The sequence below is a fragment of the Bradyrhizobium sp. I71 genome, from assembly GCF_022354745.1.
GTDB lineage: Bacteria > Pseudomonadota > Alphaproteobacteria > Rhizobiales > Xanthobacteraceae > Bradyrhizobium > Bradyrhizobium liaoningense.
In genome coordinates this window covers 7,306,759-7,324,596 of sequence record NZ_CP059398.1, presented here as the reverse complement: position 1 = coordinate 7,324,596, position 17,838 = coordinate 7,306,759, and the positions used below count along the sequence as shown (strand labels likewise).

Below are 17,838 nucleotides of genomic sequence, written 5' to 3'. Positions count from 1 at the left end.
CCGCGACGATGATGAATTTTACCATCCCCGACTTTAGCACTTCCACCTTGGCCTGTCCGATTTAAGTTCGCCCCACTCCGTAGGCCGATCCCGTCAGGCTGAACAGCGCATCAATGATTGCTGCGGTTCGCGCTGCGAAAACTCTTGATCTCCGAGACGCTGCCGTCGCGATAGGTCAGCTCCACCGAGACGGACTGCGTGCTTGGCGCGAGCTTCATGTAGAGCGGCATGCCGGCGGTGACCGCGCTGGGATCGCGCATGTCGCAAGGCGGCATCTTCAGCACCTGGTTGGGCACGGCGGTGTCGATGCCGATGCGCACCTCGCGGATGGCGCAGCGGTAGGAGACGAGATGCGTGTAGTAGACCAGGAGCCCGTTGAACTCGCGGAACGACAGCCAGCTCGTCGAGGTCATGTCGAGGATCTTGCGCTGGTCGCGGATCAAAGCGGCCTCGGGATCGAACCTGATCGGGAACGGTCCCTGCATCTCGCCGGACTGATCGACATAGCGGACCTCGATGGTGCCGGCCTGCGCATCAGGCGGCAGCTCGATCGACGGGTTCGGCATCCGCTTGCGCGTGCGCGGATCGAGCGTGTCGATGAATCCGGTCTCGCGGAAATCGCTCTTGCCGGCCATGCGCCAGGAAATGCCGAGCGTCGGGTCGGCGAAGGAGAACGTAATGCTCCAGCCGCCATTGTGCCGCGAGAAGCTCGCGATCGGCGCGTTGATGGTCTCCTCCTTCGGCATCTGTGGCACCGACACCGGCGGCAGTGCCGCAAGCTTCTGCGGCGGCGGATCGGCCGGGCGCGCGGCCGCATCCTTCGCCATGCCGCTGAGGAAGACGTCGTCGACCATCTGGTCGAAATAGACCGGCACCTGCCTGTGCTTGACCGTGTCGGCCATCTCGCTGACGGCACGGCGCGTGCGTTGCGCCACCTGGACGAGGTTCTCGCCGGGCTGGAGCAGCTCCTTGGCGAACGTGCGCGTGAACACCGAATTCGGATTGGTGTCATCGTTGGACAGACGATCGAGCGCGGTCTGGCGAGGTCCTGCCGAGAACACCGAGAACACGCCTTCGGGCAGCTGCGTCATCGGCGCGAGACCGCCGCCGCCGGCGACCGCGCGGGTGCCCTTGCGCTCGAACGGGTTGTTGCGGCAGGCGTCGAACACCAGGATCGAGGTCCGCGCCTTCTTGTTCTGAAGTCGCTCGACGATGCGGTCGGCCAGGATCGAGGCGTCGCGCACCAGCTCTTCCTGACCTTCCGTCGCCGCCGGCACGTCGGTCGGCAGCAGATAGTTCTGGCCGGCGATCTCGAAGCCGTGGCCGGCGTAGAAAAAGAACGCCGTGTCGCCGGGCTCGATTGCCTTGTCGAAGGCAAGCAGCGTCTCCGAGAATTGCTGCCGGCTCTGGTTCTCAGCGACCATCACCGAGAAGCCTAGCTGCTTCAGCGTGTCGCCCATGGTGCGGGCGTCGTTGACGGCCTTGAGCAGCTTCGGGACGTTCTTGTAGTCGTTGTTGCCGACGACGAGCGCGACGCGCTTCTCGGCATGGGCGGGCGCAGCGAAGCCGCTCAGGCTCGCCGCAAGACCAAGGGCCGCCAGAATTCCGAAAAGCCGACGCGTCATCGCAAAATTTCCCTGCAGAACGGCCCTACGCCGGTTTCTTCGAACAGCAGTTCACGGGATCCCCTGCCGCTGTGTGATAGTCGGCCGAGACGCAACGACGGTTCAAGGGGCCTGGGCCCCGATTCCACGATCTGGCTATGGCAGATTGCGTTGGAATCTGGTTCTTCTTGGACGATTTCGCCGGAAGTGAGGGGCAGCCGTGTTTCACTGGTGTACGGACGAGGTGGAGCCGCACGACCGCTTCGAGTATTGGCGCGAAGTGCGCGCCAAGGGATTGTTCGGCGTTACCGCCGAGCTCGAGCGCGAGCGGCGAGCGAACTTCTTCGGCGAGTTCTCGCTGCGCCAGCTTGGCGGGGCCAGCCTCGTCGAGCTGAAGGCCTCGCCCTACGCGGTCGAGCGCAGCGCGTCCGACATCGCCAACGCCCCGGGTGACGCAATCTGCGTCTACCAGCAGCTCGGCAGCGGTGGCTGGTTCGGCGGCATGCGCGCAAGCGACTTTTCGATCGCCAACGGCAGCTTCGCCACCAGCCATACCGACCTGCCTTACCGCACCGCGCCCCAGGGCGCCGGGGGCTTTCACCTGCGGATCCTGAAGATTCCCGTGAGCAGCATCCCGACGCAGGACAAGCGCATGCGCGAGCTTGCGCCCCGGACGTTCAACGATCCGAACCTGGCGCCCCTGCTCGCTGCCTGCTTTGCCGATCTCGGCGAGGCCGCCGCGGATGATGCTGCCGCCGCGGATGCGCCCCCTCTCGTCCAGACCTCCCTGGTTCAAGCTTTGGCCCATCTGGCGCTGATCGAGCGCGGCATCGTGCGGCCCGGCAGCCGGCGCGGCCAGGCCGCGCTGCGAACGGCCCGCCTGTCGCAGGCCCGCCGCCTGATCGCACGCCACCTGCAGGACCCAAACCTGGCGCCGACCATGGTGGCCGACCTGCTCGGCGTGTCCGTGCGTCACCTGCACATGCTGTTCGAGACAGCCGCGAAGAGCTTCTCGCAGACCGTGACCGACGAGCGCCTGAAAGAGAGCCGCCGCCTGATGCGCGAGGCGCCGGAGCGGCTGATCGCCGACATCGCTGCCTCCTGCGGCTTCGAGAGCCTGGCGACCTATTACCGGGTCTTCAACGCCGCCTATGGCATCGCGCCCGGCGACTTCCGGGCCAGGGGTTCGGATGGCCCTTAGCCCGTCGTTTGGCGATTGCCGCCGGACCGCGGGCAGAGCTGAAAATCCCAGCAGCGCCCGCGATTTGGGCAAAAACCTCAGGTTTTTTAGGGCCTTCCCGCGCCTGCTCCATTGACTTTGGCCAATTCCCCCCTATGTTCCAGTGCGACGCGGCTCAGATCGACGAGCGATTCCTGAGCCTTGCGCTTTGTTCGCGTGAGTCAGCACCCCCAGCTTCTTCGAGAGCGCGCCGTTTCGGGGTGGAACGCGACAGCCTTATTACCCTCGATTCCGAACGGCGGTTTCGACCAGAGGCTCAATGTCCTTTTCAAATCTCGGACTATCCGAAAAAGTCCTCGCCGCAGTGGCGGCCACCGGTTACACCAATCCCACCCCCATCCAGGAACAGGCGATCCCTCACGTCCTCGCACGCAAGGACGTGCTCGGCATCGCCCAGACCGGCACCGGCAAGACCGCGGCCTTCGTGCTGCCGATGCTCACCATCCTCGAGAAGGGCCGAGCCCGGGCGCGCATGCCGCGCACCCTGATCCTCGAGCCGACCCGCGAGCTTGCGGCCCAGGTGAAGGAAAACTTCGACCGCTACGGCGCCGGCCAGAAACTCAACGTCGCCCTCCTGATCGGCGGCGTCTCCTTCGGCGATCAGGATGCCAAGCTGATGCGCGGCGTCGACGTGCTGATCGCAACCCCCGGCCGCCTGCTCGACCACACCGAGCGCGGCGGCCTGCTGCTCACCGGCGTCGAGCTGCTCGTCATCGACGAGGCCGACCGCATGCTGGATATGGGCTTCATTCCCGACATCGAGCGCGTCTGCAAGCTCGTCCCGTTCACGCGGCAGACCCTGTTCTTCACCGCGACCATGCCGCCGGAAATCCGGCGCATCACCGAAGCCTTCCTGCACAATCCGCAGAAGATCGAGGTCTCCAGGCCCGCCACCACCGCCGTCACCGTCACGCAGGCCCAGGTGCCTGCCGGACGCGAGGCGCACGAGAAGCGCGAGCTGCTTCGCCGCCTGCTGCGGGAGGCCAAGGACCTCAAGAACGCGATCATCTTCTGCAATCGCAAGCGCGAGGTCGCCATCGTTCACAAGTCGCTTCAGAAACACGGCTTCAGCGTCGGCGCGCTGCACGGCGACATGGACCAGTCGGCCCGCACGGCCGCACTCGAACAGTTCCGAAAGGGTGAGCTGCCGCTGCTCGTCGCCTCCGACGTTGCCGCCCGCGGCCTCGATATTCCCGAGGTCAGCCACGTCTTCAATTTCGACGTTCCCCATCACGCCGACGACTACGTTCATCGCATCGGCCGCACCGGCCGCGCCGGCCGCACCGGCACCGCGATCTCGATCGTGACACCACTCGACCAGAAGTCGATGGTGGCGATCGAAAAGCTGATCGGCCAGAGCATTCCGCGCGCCGAAGGCGATTACGAAGTCTCGGCCGAGGCATCCGATGCGAGCGAGCGTCCGCGCGAGCAGCGCGGCCGTGAACGTTCACGCGGCGGCCGCGGCAAGCCGCAGCGCGGCCGCGACCGTGAGCGCAGCCACGAGCCGCGCGACGCGCGAGGCGAGGCAAGGCATGCTGCCGAATCGAGGCCTCCTTCGGAGCCGCGACAGCCCGCCGAATCACGGCATCGGTCCGACGACAAGCGTCGGGCGGAGCCGCGTCACGAGGCGCGCCAGCAGGCCAACATCTCGCATGTCCCCTCGATCGGCCGCCCCGAACCGCGCCGCCAGCGCGAAGTCGACACCGAGCCGGGCGATCACTCGCATCTGCCGGCGTTTCTGCTGCGGCCGGTACGTTCGCCCGCCGGCGCCTGAAGCGCAACGCGCTCCAGATTCCGGTTGAGCAAACCCGCGGCACACTCTATTAGACGCCTTCGTGAACGTATATTTACGGGGCGTTCACGATCGTCCGTTAGCCTACGAACATAATTTAAGCATTGCTGCGGTCGGGGGCGCGCCGGCCGCTGTGGGGTATGTTCCGTGATCAAGGTGCTCGATGAACACGAACGCACGATGGCGTTCGCCGAGGTGGCGCTCGGTCAGATCCGATCGCTTCGGCAGACGGCAATTCCCCGCAATTACGAGATCTGGTACGTCTACGCCACCGGCTACAACGCGCCGCTCAACAAGATCATCAACGAGACGCTGGCGCGCAGCGGCAAGCTGACCGAAGCCGATCTCGAGCAGATCTACGAGACCTATCTCTCCCACATCAAGACCACCGACCGCATCGACAAGGTCGGCGCGCGCGTCATCGGCGAGATCGATGACGTGATGAAGGTCCTGGGCGACGCGCTCGGCATGACCAGCGCCTACGACGCCAGCCTGTCGGGCGCGACCGAGAAACTGTCGTCGGCCAAGAGCCGCGACCAGCTCAAGACGATCGTCGAGGCCCTGCTGCGCTCGACCAGCGAGATGCGCGAGACCAACAAGGCGCTGGAAGACCGGCTCACGCTGTCGAAGAACGAGATCAGCAATCTCCAGCAGAGCCTGGAAGCGATCCGCGCCGAGAGCCTGACCGATCCCCTCACCGGCCTCGGCAACCGCAAATATTTCGACCGCATGATCGGCATGGCCGTGCAGAACGCGCTCGCCTCGGGCGAGCCGCTGTCGCTGCTGCTGTTCGACATCGATCACTTCAAGTCGTTCAACGATTCCTACGGCCATCTCACCGGCGACCAGGTGCTGCGGCTCGTCGGCCTTTCGATGAAGCAGACCATCAAGGGCCAGGATATCACCGCACGCTATGGCGGCGAGGAATTCGCGGTCGTGCTGCCCAACACCGCGCTGCGCCAGGCTCTCACGGTGGCCGACCACATCCGTCGCGCCGTGATGGCGAAGGAATTGAAGAAGAAGTCGACCGGCGAGATCCTCGGCCGCGTCACCATCTCCGTCGGCGTCTCCATGCTCAAGGAGGGCGACGACACCGACGCGCTGATCGAGCGTGCGGATGCCTGCCTCTACGCCGCCAAGCGCAATGGCCGCAACCGCGTGATCTGCGAAGCCGATCCGGAATACGCGGCCGAGACGCACAGCCGCGTGGCATAGGTTTTCGCCGGGCTCCTGTGGGCGGGGGGGGGGCGCATAGGCGCAAGCCATGCCCAGCACCTCTATCCTGAGCGGCGGGCACGTTTTGTTTTGCCCACGCTGCGAACGGCCTTCTTGGCTGTCTTCTTGGCCGGACGCTTCTTCGCAACGGGCTTCTTCGGCTCCACTTTCTTTGCCGCCGCCTTCTTCGCCTTAGGCCGCTTCTTCACCTTGGCGCGTTGGGCCGCGGCGAGGGCCGCCCTCGCCCATTGTGCAAGCTCTGCGGAATCGTCGAACAGGCGTGCGGGCAGTTCCCAGTAGGAGTTGACCACCACGGTCTTGGCGCGAGTCGAATACTGGAACGGCTTTGAGCCTTCGGCCTCGAAGTCCGGAATGGTCGTTTCGTCGGCGCGGAAGAACAGGCCGGCGCGCAGGGACAGCGCGAAATTGACGCCGTCGGCCGAGATACCGTAGCCCGAGAACATCTTGCGGATGGTGACGGGGCCGAAATCGGCGAACAGGTCGATCAGGAATTCGCGGTCCATGGAGGCTTCCCTGCGCGAGCAAGCGAACCCTCATAGCATCCCTGTCATTGCGAGCGAAGCGAAGCAATCCAGACTGCCGTCGCAGGGACAGTCTGGACCTCGCAATGACAACCGGATCTACCCGTCGATCTTGGCGGGACGCAGCTCGACCGATTCGCCGCAGCCGCAGGCGGAGACCTGGTTGGGATTGTTGAACACGAACTGCGCCTGCATCTTGTCGGCCCTGTAGTCCATCTCGGTGCCGAGCAGGAACAGCACGGCCTTGGGATCGACCAGGATCTTGACGCCCTTGTCCTCGACGACCTCGTCGGTCGGCCGGATCTCGTGGGCGTATTCGACCGTGTAGGACTGACCGGCACAGCCGCCATTCTTCACGCCGACGCGGAGGCCGACGATCTCGGAATCGGCACGCTGGGTCAGTTCGCTGATGCGCTGGGCGGCGGCATCGGTCAGACGCATCACCTGCGGGCGCGGACGCCGGGGCTTCGGGGTGGATGCTGGTGTCGAGCCTGACGAAATTTGGGTCATATCAGTGATGTGGTCCGTTGCGGCGCGAATTCAATGCCAGTTCTGCAAAGCCAGTAGCGTACGCGTCACCACATGTTGAGCACGAGACGCGCCTCGTCGCTCATGCGTTCCGGCGACCACGGCGGCTCCCAGACGACCTTGACGTCGACCACGCCGACGCCGGGGACGCTGGCGACCGCGTTCTCGACCATGGTCGGTAGTTCGCCGGCGGCCGGACAGTTCGGCGTCGTCAGCGTCATCTGCACGTCGACCGAGCGGTCATCCTTGATCTCGACCTTGTAGATCAGGCCGAGCTCATAGATGTCGGCCGGAATTTCCGGATCGAACACGGTCTTGAGCCCGGCGATGATCTCGCGGGTCAGCCGCTCGGTCTCCTCCGGCGGCAGCGCCGACCGGGTTTCCATCGGATTGGCTTTGATTTCGGCCGTATCACTCATGCGAACAAATCCCGCGCTTTCAGCAGCGCCTGTGCCAGATGATCGACTTCTTCCCGCGTATTATACATGCCGAACGAGGCCCGGCACGTCGCGGTCACGTTGAACCGCTCTAAAAGCGGCATCACGCAATGGGTACCGGCGCGCACCGCGATGCCCTGGCGGTCGATCACGGTGGCGACGTCATGGGCATGCGCGCCCTTGAGCTCGAAGGAGATCACCGGGCCCTTGCCCCGCGCCGTGCCGATCAGCCGCAGCGAATTGATCTCGCGCAGCTTCTCCTGGGCATAGTTGGTGAGATCGTGCTCGTGCGCGGCGATGCGCTCCTTGCCGATCGAATTGACATAGTCGATGGCGGCGCCAAGGCCGACAGCCTCGACGATGGGCGGGGTGCCGGCTTCGAACTTGTGGGGCGGGTCGCCGTAGGTGACGATGTCGCGCGAGACCTCGCGGATCATCTCGCCGCCGCCATTGTAGGGGCGCATCGCGACGAGGTGGTCGTACTTGGCCCAGAGCACGCCGATGCCGGTCGGCCCGTACACCTTGTGGCCGGTGAAGACGTAGAAGTCGCAGCCGATATCCTGGACGGCGACCGGCAGATGCACCGCGCCCTGGCTGCCGTCGACGAGCACGGGAATGCCGCGGGCATGGGCGATCTTGACGACGTCCTTGACCGGCACGATGGTGCCGAGCGCGTTCGACATCTGCGTGATCGCGACCAGCTTGGTCTTCGGCGTCAGCAGCTTCTCGAACTCGTCGATGAGGAAATTGCCCTCGTCGTCGACCGGCGCCCACTTGATCACGGCACCCTGGCGCTCCCTGAGGAAATGCCAGGGCACGATGTTGGAGTGGTGCTCCATGATCGAGATGACGATCTCATCGCCCTCTTTGATATTCGGCCCACCCCACGAGGACGCGACCAGGTTGATCGCCTCGGTCGCGTTGCGGGTGAAGATCACTTCTTCCGTACGCGGCGCGTTGATGAACTGCGCCACCTTGGTGCGGCCGCCCTCGTAGGCTTCGGTCGCGGCATTGGCGAGGTAGTGCAGGCCGCGATGCACGTTGGCGTATTCGCTCGTATAGGCCTGCGTCATGCGATCGAGCACCGACTGCGGCTTCTGGGCCGAGGCGGCGTTGTCGAGATAGACCAGCTTCTTGCCGTAGACCTGCAATGCGAGCGCCGGGAAATCCTCGCGCACGCGCGCGACGTCATAGGCGCCGTTCTTGACTGCCGGATGCGTGCTCATGATCGTCGCTCCAGCCAGCGCTCGGCCATGCCGATCACATGCTCGCGCAAACCATCGTCGGCAATCTGCTCGATCGCCTCGCCCACGAAAGCCTGGATCAGCAGCGCCTGGGCCTGCTTCTCCGGCAGGCCGCGGGCCTTCAGATAGAACAACAAGGTGTCGTCCAGCGCGCCGGCGGTGGCGCCGTGGCCGCAGGAGACGTCGTCGGCGAAGATCTCGAGCTCGGGCTTGTTGTCCGCTTCGGCTTCGTCCGAGAGCAGCAGCGCGCGCGTCATCATCTTGCCGTCGGTCTTCTGCGCGTCGGGACGGACGATGATGCGGCCCTGGAACACCGAATGGGCGCGATCGTCGATCACGGCGCGGAAGATCTCGCGGCTGACGCAGTTCGGCACGGCATGGTCGACCACCAGCGTGGTGTCGCCGTGCTCGGTCTTCTGCAACAGGTTCACGCCGTTGATGGAGAGCTCGCTGCCCTCGCCCGCCAGCGTGATGAAGCCCTGCAAACGGCTGACCGCGGCGCCGCTGGTCATGTTGAAGAAATTGACCTTGGTGTTGGCACCGACGGTGACGAACTGCGAGGTGATGTTCACCGCATCGGGCGCATCGTCCATCAGACGGATATGGGCGACGTCGGCGTCGTCGCCGACCGTCACGAGCACGGCGTCATTGACCTGGTAGGCGCCCGCCTGCCCGGTTCCGACAAAGGATTCGATGATGGTGGCACGGGCGCGGTTGCCGACTTTCACATGCGAGCGGGTATACGTCGACGCGCCCCCGGCGGTGGCCACGTGAACGATCTGGATGGGTGCCGAGACCTCGACGCCTTCGCCAATCGACAGCAGCACGCCGTCGGTCGCCATCGCGGCGTTCAACGAGATCACCGCGTCAGTCGTGATGGTGCGCAGCAGGTCAGCGGCCACCGGATTTGCTTCGTTGTTCAGCACCTCGGACAGGGTCTTGAGGTCGACTTCGGAGCCCAGCGCGGCGACGTCGGAAAGATCTGGCGCGAATACGCCGTCGACCAGCACCAGCTTGCGGGCGCCCGCGATCGCATGCGCCTTCACAGCGTCTGCGGCCCGCTTCAGCGCGGCCGCATCGGGTGCAGCTGCCAGCGGCAACACCTTGCCCACCAGCGCGCGCAGGTCGGTGTATTTCCATTCCTCGATCCGGCGATGCGGCAGGCCGAGACGCTCATAGGTCTCGAATGCCTCGCGGCGCACTGCGGTGACCGCGGGCGCCCCGGGCAACCGGCCTTCCGCGCTGGCGAAGAGATCGCTCACCGCGCGGCCGCCTCCGGTCTTTGCCACAGCAACATTCATCTTCAAAAATCCTTACGCGGCCTCGAACTGGGCGTAACCGGACGCTTCCAGTTCCAGCGCCAGCTCCTTGCCGCCGCTCTTCACGACGCGGCCTCTCGACATCACGTGCACGACGTCGGGCACGATGTAGTTCAGCAGCCGCTGATAGTGGGTAATCACGACCATCGCGCGCTTCGGCGAGCGCAGCGCATTGACGCCGTCGGCCGCAATGCGCAGCGCGTCGATGTCGAGGCCGGAATCCATCTCATCGAGGATGCACAGGCTCGGCTCGAACAGCGCCATCTGCAGCACCTCGTTGCGCTTCTTCTCGCCGCCGGAGAATCCGACATTGACCCCGCGCTTGAGCATGTCCTGCGGGATGTTCAGCGACTTCGAGACTTCACGGACCTTCTTCAGGAAATCAGGCGTGGAATACTCGCTCTCGCCGCGTGCCTTGCGCTGCGCGTTGAGCGCGGTGCGCAGAAACGTCATTGTGGCGACGCCGGGAATCTCGACCGGATACTGAAACGCCAGGAACACGCCCTTCGCGGCGCGCTCGTCCGGCGCCATCTCCAGGAGGTCCTCGCCCTTGAACAGGATCTGGCCGTCGGTGACCTCATAACCGGGCTTGCCGGCGATGACGTGCGAGAGTGTCGACTTGCCGGAGCCGTTCGGCCCCATGATCGCGTGCACCTCGCCCTCGTTCACGGTCAGCGTCAGCCCGTGGAGGATCTCACGCTCCTCGACACGAACCTTGAGGTCTTTCACTTCAAGCAAAGCCATAATGTTTTTCCATCTATCCCCTCATCCTGAGGAGCGCCAAAGGCGCGTCTCGGAGGATTGAGGCCACTATTCTTTCCGAAATCCATCCTTCGAGACGGCCGCTGACGCGGCCTCCTCAGGATGAGGCCGGAGCTAGCCGACCGACCCTTCGAGCGAGATCGAGATCAGCTTCTGCGCCTCTACCGCGAACTCCATCGGCAGCTGCTGCAGCACGTCCTTGACGAAGCCGTTGACCACGAGGCCGACGGCCTCTTCCTGGCTGAGCCCGCGCTGGATGCAGTAAAACAGCACGTCCTCGGAGATCTTGGACGTCGTCGCCTCGTGCTCGAACGTCGCCGACGAGTTCTTGGCCTCGATGTACGGCACAGTGTGCGCGCCGCATTTGTCGCCGATCAGCAGCGAATCGCAGGCCGTGAAGTTGCGCGCGCCGGTCGCCTTGCGGTGCGCCGTGACGAGGCCGCGATAGGTGTTCTGCGACTTGCCGGCGGCGATGCCCTTGGAGATGATCCGGCTCGTCGTGTTCTTGCCGAGATGGATCATCTTGGTGCCGCTATCGACCTGCTGATAGCCGTTCGAGATCGCGATCGAGTAGAACTCGCCGCGCGAATTGTCGCCGCGCAGGATGCAGCTCGGATATTTCCAGGTGATCGCAGACCCGGTCTCGACCTGGGTCCAGGAGATCTTGGAATTGTTGCCGCGGCAGTCGCCACGCTTGGTGACGAAATTGTAGATGCCGCCCTTGCCTTCCGAATTGCCCGGATACCAGTTCTGCACCGTCGAATATTTGATCTCGGCATCGTCATGGGCGACCAGCTCGACCACGGCGGCGTGCAGCTGGTTCTCGTCGCGCTGCGGCGCGGTGCAGCCTTCGAGATAGGAAACGTAGGCGCCCTTGTCGGCGATGATCAGCGTGCGCTCGAACTGGCCGGTGTTGCGCTCGTTGATGCGGAAATAGGTCGACAGCTCCATCGGGCAGCGCACGCCCGGCGGCACGTAGACGAACGAGCCGTCGGAGAACACCGCCGAGTTCAGCGTCGCGTAGAAATTGTCCGAGGTCGGAACCACGGAGCCGAGATATTTCTGCACGAGTTCAGGGTGCTCGCGGATCGCCTCCGAGATCGGCATGAAGATCACGCCGGCCTTCTTCAGCTCGGCCTTGAACGTGGTCGCGACCGAAACCGAATCGAACACCGCGTCGACCGCGATCTTGCGGCGGGCCGGATCCTCTTCGCCGGGCTTGGGCTCGACGCCTTCGAGCATGGCGACTTCCCGCAAGGGGATGCCGAGCTTCTCGTAGGTCTTCAGGATCTCCGGATCGATCTCGTCGAGCGAGGACACCGTCTTCTTCGGCTTCGGCGCCGCGTAATAATAGAGGTCCTGGAAGTCGATCTTGGGATAATCGACCCTAGCCCAGGTCGGCTCCTGCATGGTCAGCCAGCGCCGATAGGCTTCCAGCCGCCACTGGAGCATCCAGGCGGGCTCGTTCTTCTTCTCGGAGATGAACTTGACGGTTTCTTCCGACAGACCCTTGGGGGCCTTGTCGGACTCGATCAGGGTCTCAAACCCATAACGATACTGGTCGACGTCGATGCGCTTCACGCGCTCGACCGTCTCTTGTACGGCTGGCATTCCATCCTCCGCTCGCGGTTTCAAGGACCGCGGTGGATCAAACTCGGTCGAGTATTACGATATTTCTCTGCGGAAAGCACGGGCTTAGAACCGTTCGAGCCGTGTTTCGTCGCTTAGCTCTTAAGTAGGGTATTACCAAGCTTTCGCCAAGCCTCTAACGCCCTGTTGATGTCCTCAGGTTCCGTGGACCAGCCCAGACTGAGGCGCACCGCTCCCTGGGCGACCGCGGGGTCGTAGCCCATGGCGGACAGGACGTGGGACGGCTGGACCTTGCCGGACGAGCAGGCGGAGCCGGAGGAGACCGCGATCCCCTCCAGGTCGAAGCCGATCACGGCGGTTTCGGCCTTCAGGCCCGGCGCGGTGAAGAGCACGGTATTCGGTATCCGCTCCACGTCATCCGCAAAGACCGTCGCTCCGGCAACACCGCGAAGGCCATTTTCCAAGCGATCTCTGAGAGTTGCCATTCGCTTCACATCCTCCGGCAGAGCCTGAAGCGCGGCTTTCACCGCCGCCCCGCAGCCGGCGATCCCCGCGACATTCTCGGTTCCGGCCCGACGGTTGAGCTCCTGCCCGCCGCCGCGCAGCACCGGCTCCAGGCCGACTATCCCCTCGGTCATCACCAATGCGCCGACCCCCTTGGGGCCGCCGATCTTGTGCGCAGAAAAGGTGGCAAGGTCTGCGCCTACCTTATTGATATTGAAATGGATTTTACCCAGCGCCTGGATTGCATCGACGTGCAAGAGGCCGCCGGCCCCGTGGACGATGCTTGCGGCCTCAGCGACGGGCTGGAGCGCGCCGGTCTCGTTATTGGCGCCCATGATTGAAACCAGAGCTGGCGGGCCGTCCTCGAGCTGTGCCTTCAAATCCGCGAGGTCGACCACGCCGGAGCGCGTGACACGGATCAGGCCGATCCTGTCCGCCGGGAACCGGCCGCCGGCCAGCACCGAAGCATGCTCAACCGCCGAAACCAGCAGCCGCTCGACGGGGCCGCCAGAGGGCCCCCGCAAACCCGGCGAGAGCGCCAGCGCATTGGCCTCGGTTCCAGCTGAGGTGAAGACGACGTTCCGCGGCAGCGCGCCGACCGCGGCCGCGAGCGCGGCCCGCGCCTCCTCGACCAGCCGTCGCGCCTCCCGCCCCTCGGCATGGACCGATGACGGATTGCCGACGAGGTCATAGGCCGCAACCATCGCCGCCCGCGCCTCGGGGCGCAGCGGCGTGGTCGCATTCCAGTCGAGATAGAGACGTGTCGGCATCTCGCCCTCTTAGCACCTTTTACCGGCGGGCCAACCGGACGGAGCGTATCAGACCAGCTGGTGCTGCTCCGTCCTGAGAACCGTCCGCGGCACCGCCCGCAATCCGAACAGCGGCCGCAGGCAGGCGATGCGTCGGACGATTTCATAGGTCGTCACACATGTGAGTGCGGTCCCAATGATGACGATGAACGCCTCCATCCCGGCTGGCATACCGGTGTCATGCAGTTGATGCGCGATCACGATGATCGCGGTCTGATGCACGATGTAGTACGGGAAGATCGCGTCGGTCAGATAGCGACGCACGGGGCCGTCGGCTGTGAAGTAGCGCCGCGCAAAGCCCAGCACGGCTGCAATCGCGAGCCATTGGTAGCCACCATAGGCCGAGGCGGCGCCCCACTTCAGCGCCGGCGATGGCGCAAACAGACCGGCGCGAACCAGGATGAAGGCCGAGAAGCAGACGGCCGCAGCCACCAATGCCACCCAGCGCCGGGCCTCGACATTGCGCCAGATCCCTTCCTGCTTCGCCATGAGAAAACCGATCAGGAAGGCCGTGGCGTGGTCCGCGTGGTTGTACCAGTCACCGAACAACGCATGCGTCGACGGGAAGGCCGGGAACAGCACCAGACGCCAGGCTACAAACAGCAGGCACGGCACGATCAGGAGCGATGGCCCGGCGAGCAAGACGGCCAGCTTGCGGCCAAGCCAGTCGGCGCCGGCCGGCCAAAGCGTGAGCACGCCCAGCAAGGCCATCGTGTAGACCCACAGATAGACCACGAACCAGAGATGGTTCCAGGTCGGCAACACGATGCAGGGGTTCGGACAGAACTGCGCCCCGAAGGCAAAATAGTGCCGGGCGTAGAAATCGAAAAAGCCCGCGGAATAGCCGAGGCTCTCGACGATCTGGAGGTAGGACTGCGGCGGCACGATGATGAGCATGCCGAAGACCAGCGGGATCAAGAGCCGCACCGACCGCGCACCGGCCATCGAGGCGAGACTCGACTTGTCCAGCATGAAGCGTGTGGCAACCCCGGACACCAGAAACAGCAGCGACAGCCGCCAGGGGTTGAGGAACAGCATCACGGGTTCCAGCCAGGTGAGCCGGTGCACGCTCTTGATGTGAAATCCCCAGGACACGTAGAGCATGCCGACGTGGTAGAAGATCAGCAGCCCAAAGGCTAAAATCCGCACCCAGTCCAGATCGATGCGCCTGTCAGAGCTTTGGAATTGCTGTGGTGTTGTCATGGTATTCTGCTCCTTGACGGGACGACGAACGCGGTTTCCGGGCCATGGCTGCTGACACCGAAAATGCTCCACCGGCGGCGCGCGTCGAGCCGGTTTGGGATCAGAATCGGACGCGGGGGGACGAGCCGCCCGCGGCTGGGACGAGTCGCGGGCTTTTTGGGACCAGCGGCGGCGACCGGACGATGTTCGCCGCGATTGCGGCGGTCGCGCTCGCGACCGGAATCGTCAACGCGTTTTCGGGCGCTCAGGACGCCGCCTGGCGCGGCGACCGCTACGACATCGGCCGGCGGCTGTTCTGGGAGATGTCGAGCATTGCCGTCATCCTGCTGCTGCTGCCGATCCTGGTGCTGGCGGTCCGCCGCATGCGCCAGACGCGCGGCCTTGCCGCCCGCGCAGCAATCGGGGCGATCACCCTGCTCGGCTTTTCGGCGCTCCACATCAGCGGCATGGTCTGGGTGCGGAAGCTTGCGCTCTGGCTCGCCGGAGGAGCCTACGATTTCCGTTTCTCGCTTGCGACGGTCCTTTACGAATTCCGCAAGGATGCCGTGGCGGTTGTCCTGATCGCCGGCACGATCTGGCTGTTCGAAAGCCGCCGCGAGCTGAAGAGCGCCGCGGCCGCTCCGCCGGCACCACCGCCCCCCCAACAGGCTTCATCGCCGGATGTGATCTGGCTGCGCGACGGTACGAGCCGCCTTCGCGTGGTGCCGCACGACATCCTCTGGGTCGCGTCCGCCGGCAACTACATCGAATACAGCCTCGCCGACGGCACCCAGCACCTGATCCGGGGTACGCTGGCGGCCGCGGAAAGCGAGCTGGCGCGATTTTCCATCATCCGCGTTCATCGGACCAGGCTTGCCAATCTCGACCGGGTGCGCGGCGTGGACCTCAAGCCATCAGGAGATTTCGAGCTCGCCTTCGACAACGGCCAGTCGCTCGGGGGCAGCCGACGTTACCGACCGGCGGTCGCCTCGCTCGGAAGCCGAACCGCCCCGGCGGGAATCACCACTGCCGATCGACCGGCGAAACAGTCGTGATTCCAATTGGTTGAGCGCCGCCCTCCGGCAGCGCGGCCGGCTCCTGCCGTTCTCCCGTTGAACTCGGGCAGGTCCCGATCAGGGGCGGCAGGCCGAAGATGACGCTGCCATGACTGACTAAGCTCTTGAGCCCATTGAGAGATGTCGAAGAAGCTTGCTTTTTGACCCTTGCCTCGTGTTAGAACGCGCGCGTCAGTTCACCTGCGCGCCACTCGCGCATCATCCGAGGGCGCGCCTCTCCACCCTCATTCGTGCTCCCGTCGGCCGCAACGCTGATGGAGCCACAGTCGGTTGATTGCGCAGGGATCACCTCCAAGGGACTCAATCAGAGACATCCATGCCTGAAGTCATTTTTACCGGCCCTGCGGGCCGTCTCGAAGGCCGCTATCACCCGGCCAAGCAGAAGAACGCGCCGATCGCGATGATCCTGCATCCGCATCCGCAGTTCCACGGCACGATGAACCATCAGATCGTGTACCAGTGCTACTACGCCTTCGCGCATCGCGGCTTCTCGGTGCTGCGCTTCAATTTCCGCGGCGTCGGCCGCAGCCAGGGTTCGTTCGACCACGGCACCGGCGAACTGTCGGATGCAGCCGCCGCGCTCGACTGGGCGCAGACCATCAATCCCGAAGCGCGCGCCTGCTGGGTCGCCGGCTTCTCCTTCGGCGCCTGGATCGGCATGCAGCTCCTGATGCGCCGCCCCGAGGTCGAGGGCTTCATCTCGATCGCGCCGCCCGCGAACCTCTACGACTTCTCGTTCCTCGCGCCCTGCCCGTCGTCGGGCCTGATCGTGCACGGCGAGAAGGACGCGGTGGTGCCGCCCAAGGACGTCAACACGCTGGTCGAGAAGCTGAAGACGCAGAAGGGCATCGTGATCGATCAGCAGATCATCCCCGGCGCCAACCATTTCTTCGACGCCAAGCTCGAGCCGCTGATGGAGACCATCACGGCCTATCTCGACATGCGTCTCGCCAACGTGCGGTGAAGGGTGCAGCTCAAGCCAGCTTGAGCGCGACGATCCCCGTCAAGACGAGCGCGATGCCCGCAAGCTTCATCGCGCTCAAGGTCTCGCCGAACAACACCACGCCCATCAGGAAGGTGCCGGCGGCACCGATACCGGTCCACACCGAGTAGGCGACGCCGACCTCGAGCACCTTCAGCGCGCGTCCGAGCAGAAACACGAAGGCGGCGAGCAGCACGAGCGACGCAATGCTCCAGCCCGGCCGCGTGTAGCCTTCCGCATATTTCATCGTGATCGCCCAGCCGACGTCGAGCAGGCCGGCGAGCACGAGCATAGCCCAAGCCAACGACGGCGACATGGCGCGCTCAGGCCGCAAGCTTGAGCAGATGCGCGTCGTGCCGCACGAGGAAGGCGCGCAGCAATTGCGGATAGTCCGCGCCGACGGCGCTGCGCACACTCGGACGTTTCGCGAGCTAGGCGCGCCACGCACGGACCTTCGGCACATCGCGGAAGATGCCATGCTCAGTCAATTCGTCGAACAGATCGAAGTAGCGGAAGATCGGCGCGAACACGGCGTCGACGAGACTGAACGCGTCGCCGGCAAAGAAGGGACCAGTGCCGAGCGCGGCCTCGACGCGCGCAAACTTCGCGACGAGCGCCTGACGCTTGTTCTCGAAGGTCGCCGGATCGGTCGTGGTTTCCAGGCCCCAGAGGTCGCCAAGGATCGCCGAGCCGAACTCCATCCAGGCGCGGTGTTCGGCACGCTTCAACGCATCCGCCGGATGCAGCTTCGCGCCGCCTTGCGTCTCCTCGATGTACTCGCAGATCACGTTGCTCTCGAACAGCGCGACCTCGCCCCTGTCGGTCGTCACCCCCAGCACCGGCACCTTGCCGAGCGGCGAGAGCTTCAGAAACCAGTCGGGCTTGCTGGCGAGATCGATGTCGATCCGCTCGAACAGCACGCCCTTTTCCTTGAGCGCGATCACGGCGCGCTGCACGTAGGGACAAAGCTTGTGGCTGATCAGTTTGAGCGAAGTCGCCATGGCGATGATCC

General features: G+C 64.7%; 16 protein-coding genes and 1 pseudogene. 5 read left to right on the top strand and 12 right to left on the bottom strand.

What is annotated here, in order from left to right:
- Positions 1-110 precede the first annotated feature (110 nt).
- Positions 111-1,625 carry a caspase family protein gene (locus FJV43_RS34770; RefSeq protein WP_239623427.1) on the bottom strand — a complete coding sequence of 505 codons (1,515 nt, stop codon included), beginning with the start codon at positions 1,623-1,625 and terminating at the stop codon, positions 111-113.
- Positions 1,626-1,824: 199 nt separating this feature from the next.
- Here FJV43_RS34770 and FJV43_RS34765 point away from each other — a divergent pair, with 199 nt between their 5' ends.
- From FJV43_RS34765 to FJV43_RS34755, 3 genes are all read left to right on the top strand, one after another.
- The gene (locus FJV43_RS34765) at positions 1,825-2,805 is read left to right on the top strand and encodes a helix-turn-helix domain-containing protein (protein WP_239623426.1); all 981 of its coding nucleotides are present in this window, start codon (positions 1,825-1,827) and stop codon (positions 2,803-2,805) included.
- Between the two features lie 298 nt (positions 2,806-3,103).
- Positions 3,104-4,618, top strand: coding sequence for a DEAD/DEAH box helicase (locus FJV43_RS34760; RefSeq protein ID WP_061880366.1), 1,515 nt, complete (start codon positions 3,104-3,106; stop codon positions 4,616-4,618).
- Between the two features lie 165 nt (positions 4,619-4,783).
- On the top strand, positions 4,784-5,851 hold the full coding sequence (locus tag FJV43_RS34755) for a GGDEF domain-containing protein (RefSeq protein WP_239623425.1): 1,068 nt from the start codon (positions 4,784-4,786) through the stop codon (positions 5,849-5,851).
- Between the two features lie 62 nt (positions 5,852-5,913).
- On the opposite strand, the gene FJV43_RS34750 is transcribed toward FJV43_RS34755, so the two are convergent.
- The 9 genes from FJV43_RS34750 to FJV43_RS34710 all read right to left on the bottom strand — a co-directional run bounded on the left by FJV43_RS34750 (position 5,914) and on the right by FJV43_RS34710 (position 14,789).
- Positions 5,914-6,375, bottom strand: coding sequence for a TfoX/Sxy family protein (locus tag FJV43_RS34750; protein WP_239623424.1), 462 nt, complete (start codon positions 6,373-6,375; stop codon positions 5,914-5,916).
- A 117-nt stretch (positions 6,376-6,492) separates the two neighbouring features.
- Positions 6,493-6,903 (bottom strand): iron-sulfur cluster assembly accessory protein, encoded by a 411-nt coding sequence (locus FJV43_RS34745; RefSeq protein WP_239623423.1) that lies wholly within the window; start codon positions 6,901-6,903, stop codon positions 6,493-6,495.
- 65 nt (positions 6,904-6,968) lie between these two features.
- Positions 6,969-7,340 (bottom strand): SUF system Fe-S cluster assembly protein, encoded by a 372-nt coding sequence (locus tag FJV43_RS34740; protein WP_239623422.1) that lies wholly within the window; start codon positions 7,338-7,340, stop codon positions 6,969-6,971.
- Positions 7,337-8,584 carry a cysteine desulfurase gene (locus FJV43_RS34735; RefSeq protein ID WP_239623421.1) on the bottom strand — a complete coding sequence of 416 codons (1,248 nt, stop codon included), beginning with the start codon at positions 8,582-8,584 and terminating at the stop codon, positions 7,337-7,339. The genes FJV43_RS34740 and FJV43_RS34735 overlap by 4 nt, the downstream gene beginning before the upstream one ends.
- Complete coding sequence (gene sufD, locus FJV43_RS34730) at positions 8,581-9,903, bottom strand: Fe-S cluster assembly protein SufD (RefSeq protein WP_239623420.1); 1,323 nt, start codon at positions 9,901-9,903, stop codon at positions 8,581-8,583. The genes FJV43_RS34735 and sufD overlap by 4 nt, the downstream gene beginning before the upstream one ends.
- A gap of 12 nt (positions 9,904-9,915) precedes the next feature.
- Positions 9,916-10,665, bottom strand: a complete 750-nt coding sequence (gene sufC, locus FJV43_RS34725) for a Fe-S cluster assembly ATPase SufC (protein WP_239623419.1) — start codon at positions 10,663-10,665, stop codon at positions 9,916-9,918.
- 132 nt (positions 10,666-10,797) lie between these two features.
- Positions 10,798-12,294: a Fe-S cluster assembly protein SufB gene (gene sufB / locus FJV43_RS34720; protein WP_239623418.1), complete on the bottom strand. Its 1,497-nt coding sequence runs from the start codon at positions 12,292-12,294 to the stop codon at positions 10,798-10,800.
- A 113-nt stretch (positions 12,295-12,407) separates the two neighbouring features.
- On the bottom strand, positions 12,408-13,547 hold the full coding sequence (locus tag FJV43_RS34715) for a cysteine desulfurase family protein (protein ID WP_239623417.1): 1,140 nt from the start codon (positions 13,545-13,547) through the stop codon (positions 12,408-12,410).
- A gap of 48 nt (positions 13,548-13,595) precedes the next feature.
- Positions 13,596-14,789, bottom strand: coding sequence for an acyltransferase family protein (locus FJV43_RS34710; protein WP_239623416.1), 1,194 nt, complete (start codon positions 14,787-14,789; stop codon positions 13,596-13,598).
- 182 nt (positions 14,790-14,971) lie between these two features.
- Between FJV43_RS34710 and FJV43_RS34705 the strand changes: the two genes are divergently transcribed.
- On the top strand, positions 14,972-15,823 hold the full coding sequence (locus FJV43_RS34705) for a LytTR family DNA-binding domain-containing protein (protein WP_239623415.1): 852 nt from the start codon (positions 14,972-14,974) through the stop codon (positions 15,821-15,823).
- Between the two features lie 337 nt (positions 15,824-16,160).
- Positions 16,161-16,808 carry an alpha/beta hydrolase gene (locus FJV43_RS34700; protein WP_024337874.1) on the top strand — a complete coding sequence of 216 codons (648 nt, stop codon included), beginning with the start codon at positions 16,161-16,163 and terminating at the stop codon, positions 16,806-16,808.
- Between the two features lie 10 nt (positions 16,809-16,818).
- Here the strand turns inward: FJV43_RS34700 and FJV43_RS34695 are convergent, their stop codons facing one another.
- Together FJV43_RS34695 and FJV43_RS34690 are read right to left on the bottom strand one after the other, a co-directional pair.
- Positions 16,819-17,142 carry a multidrug efflux SMR transporter gene (locus FJV43_RS34695; protein WP_239623414.1) on the bottom strand — a complete coding sequence of 108 codons (324 nt, stop codon included), beginning with the start codon at positions 17,140-17,142 and terminating at the stop codon, positions 16,819-16,821.
- Positions 17,143-17,149: 7 nt separating this feature from the next.
- A pseudogene (locus tag FJV43_RS34690) lies at positions 17,150-17,827 on the bottom strand (glutathione S-transferase family protein).
- Positions 17,828-17,838 lie beyond the last annotated feature (11 nt).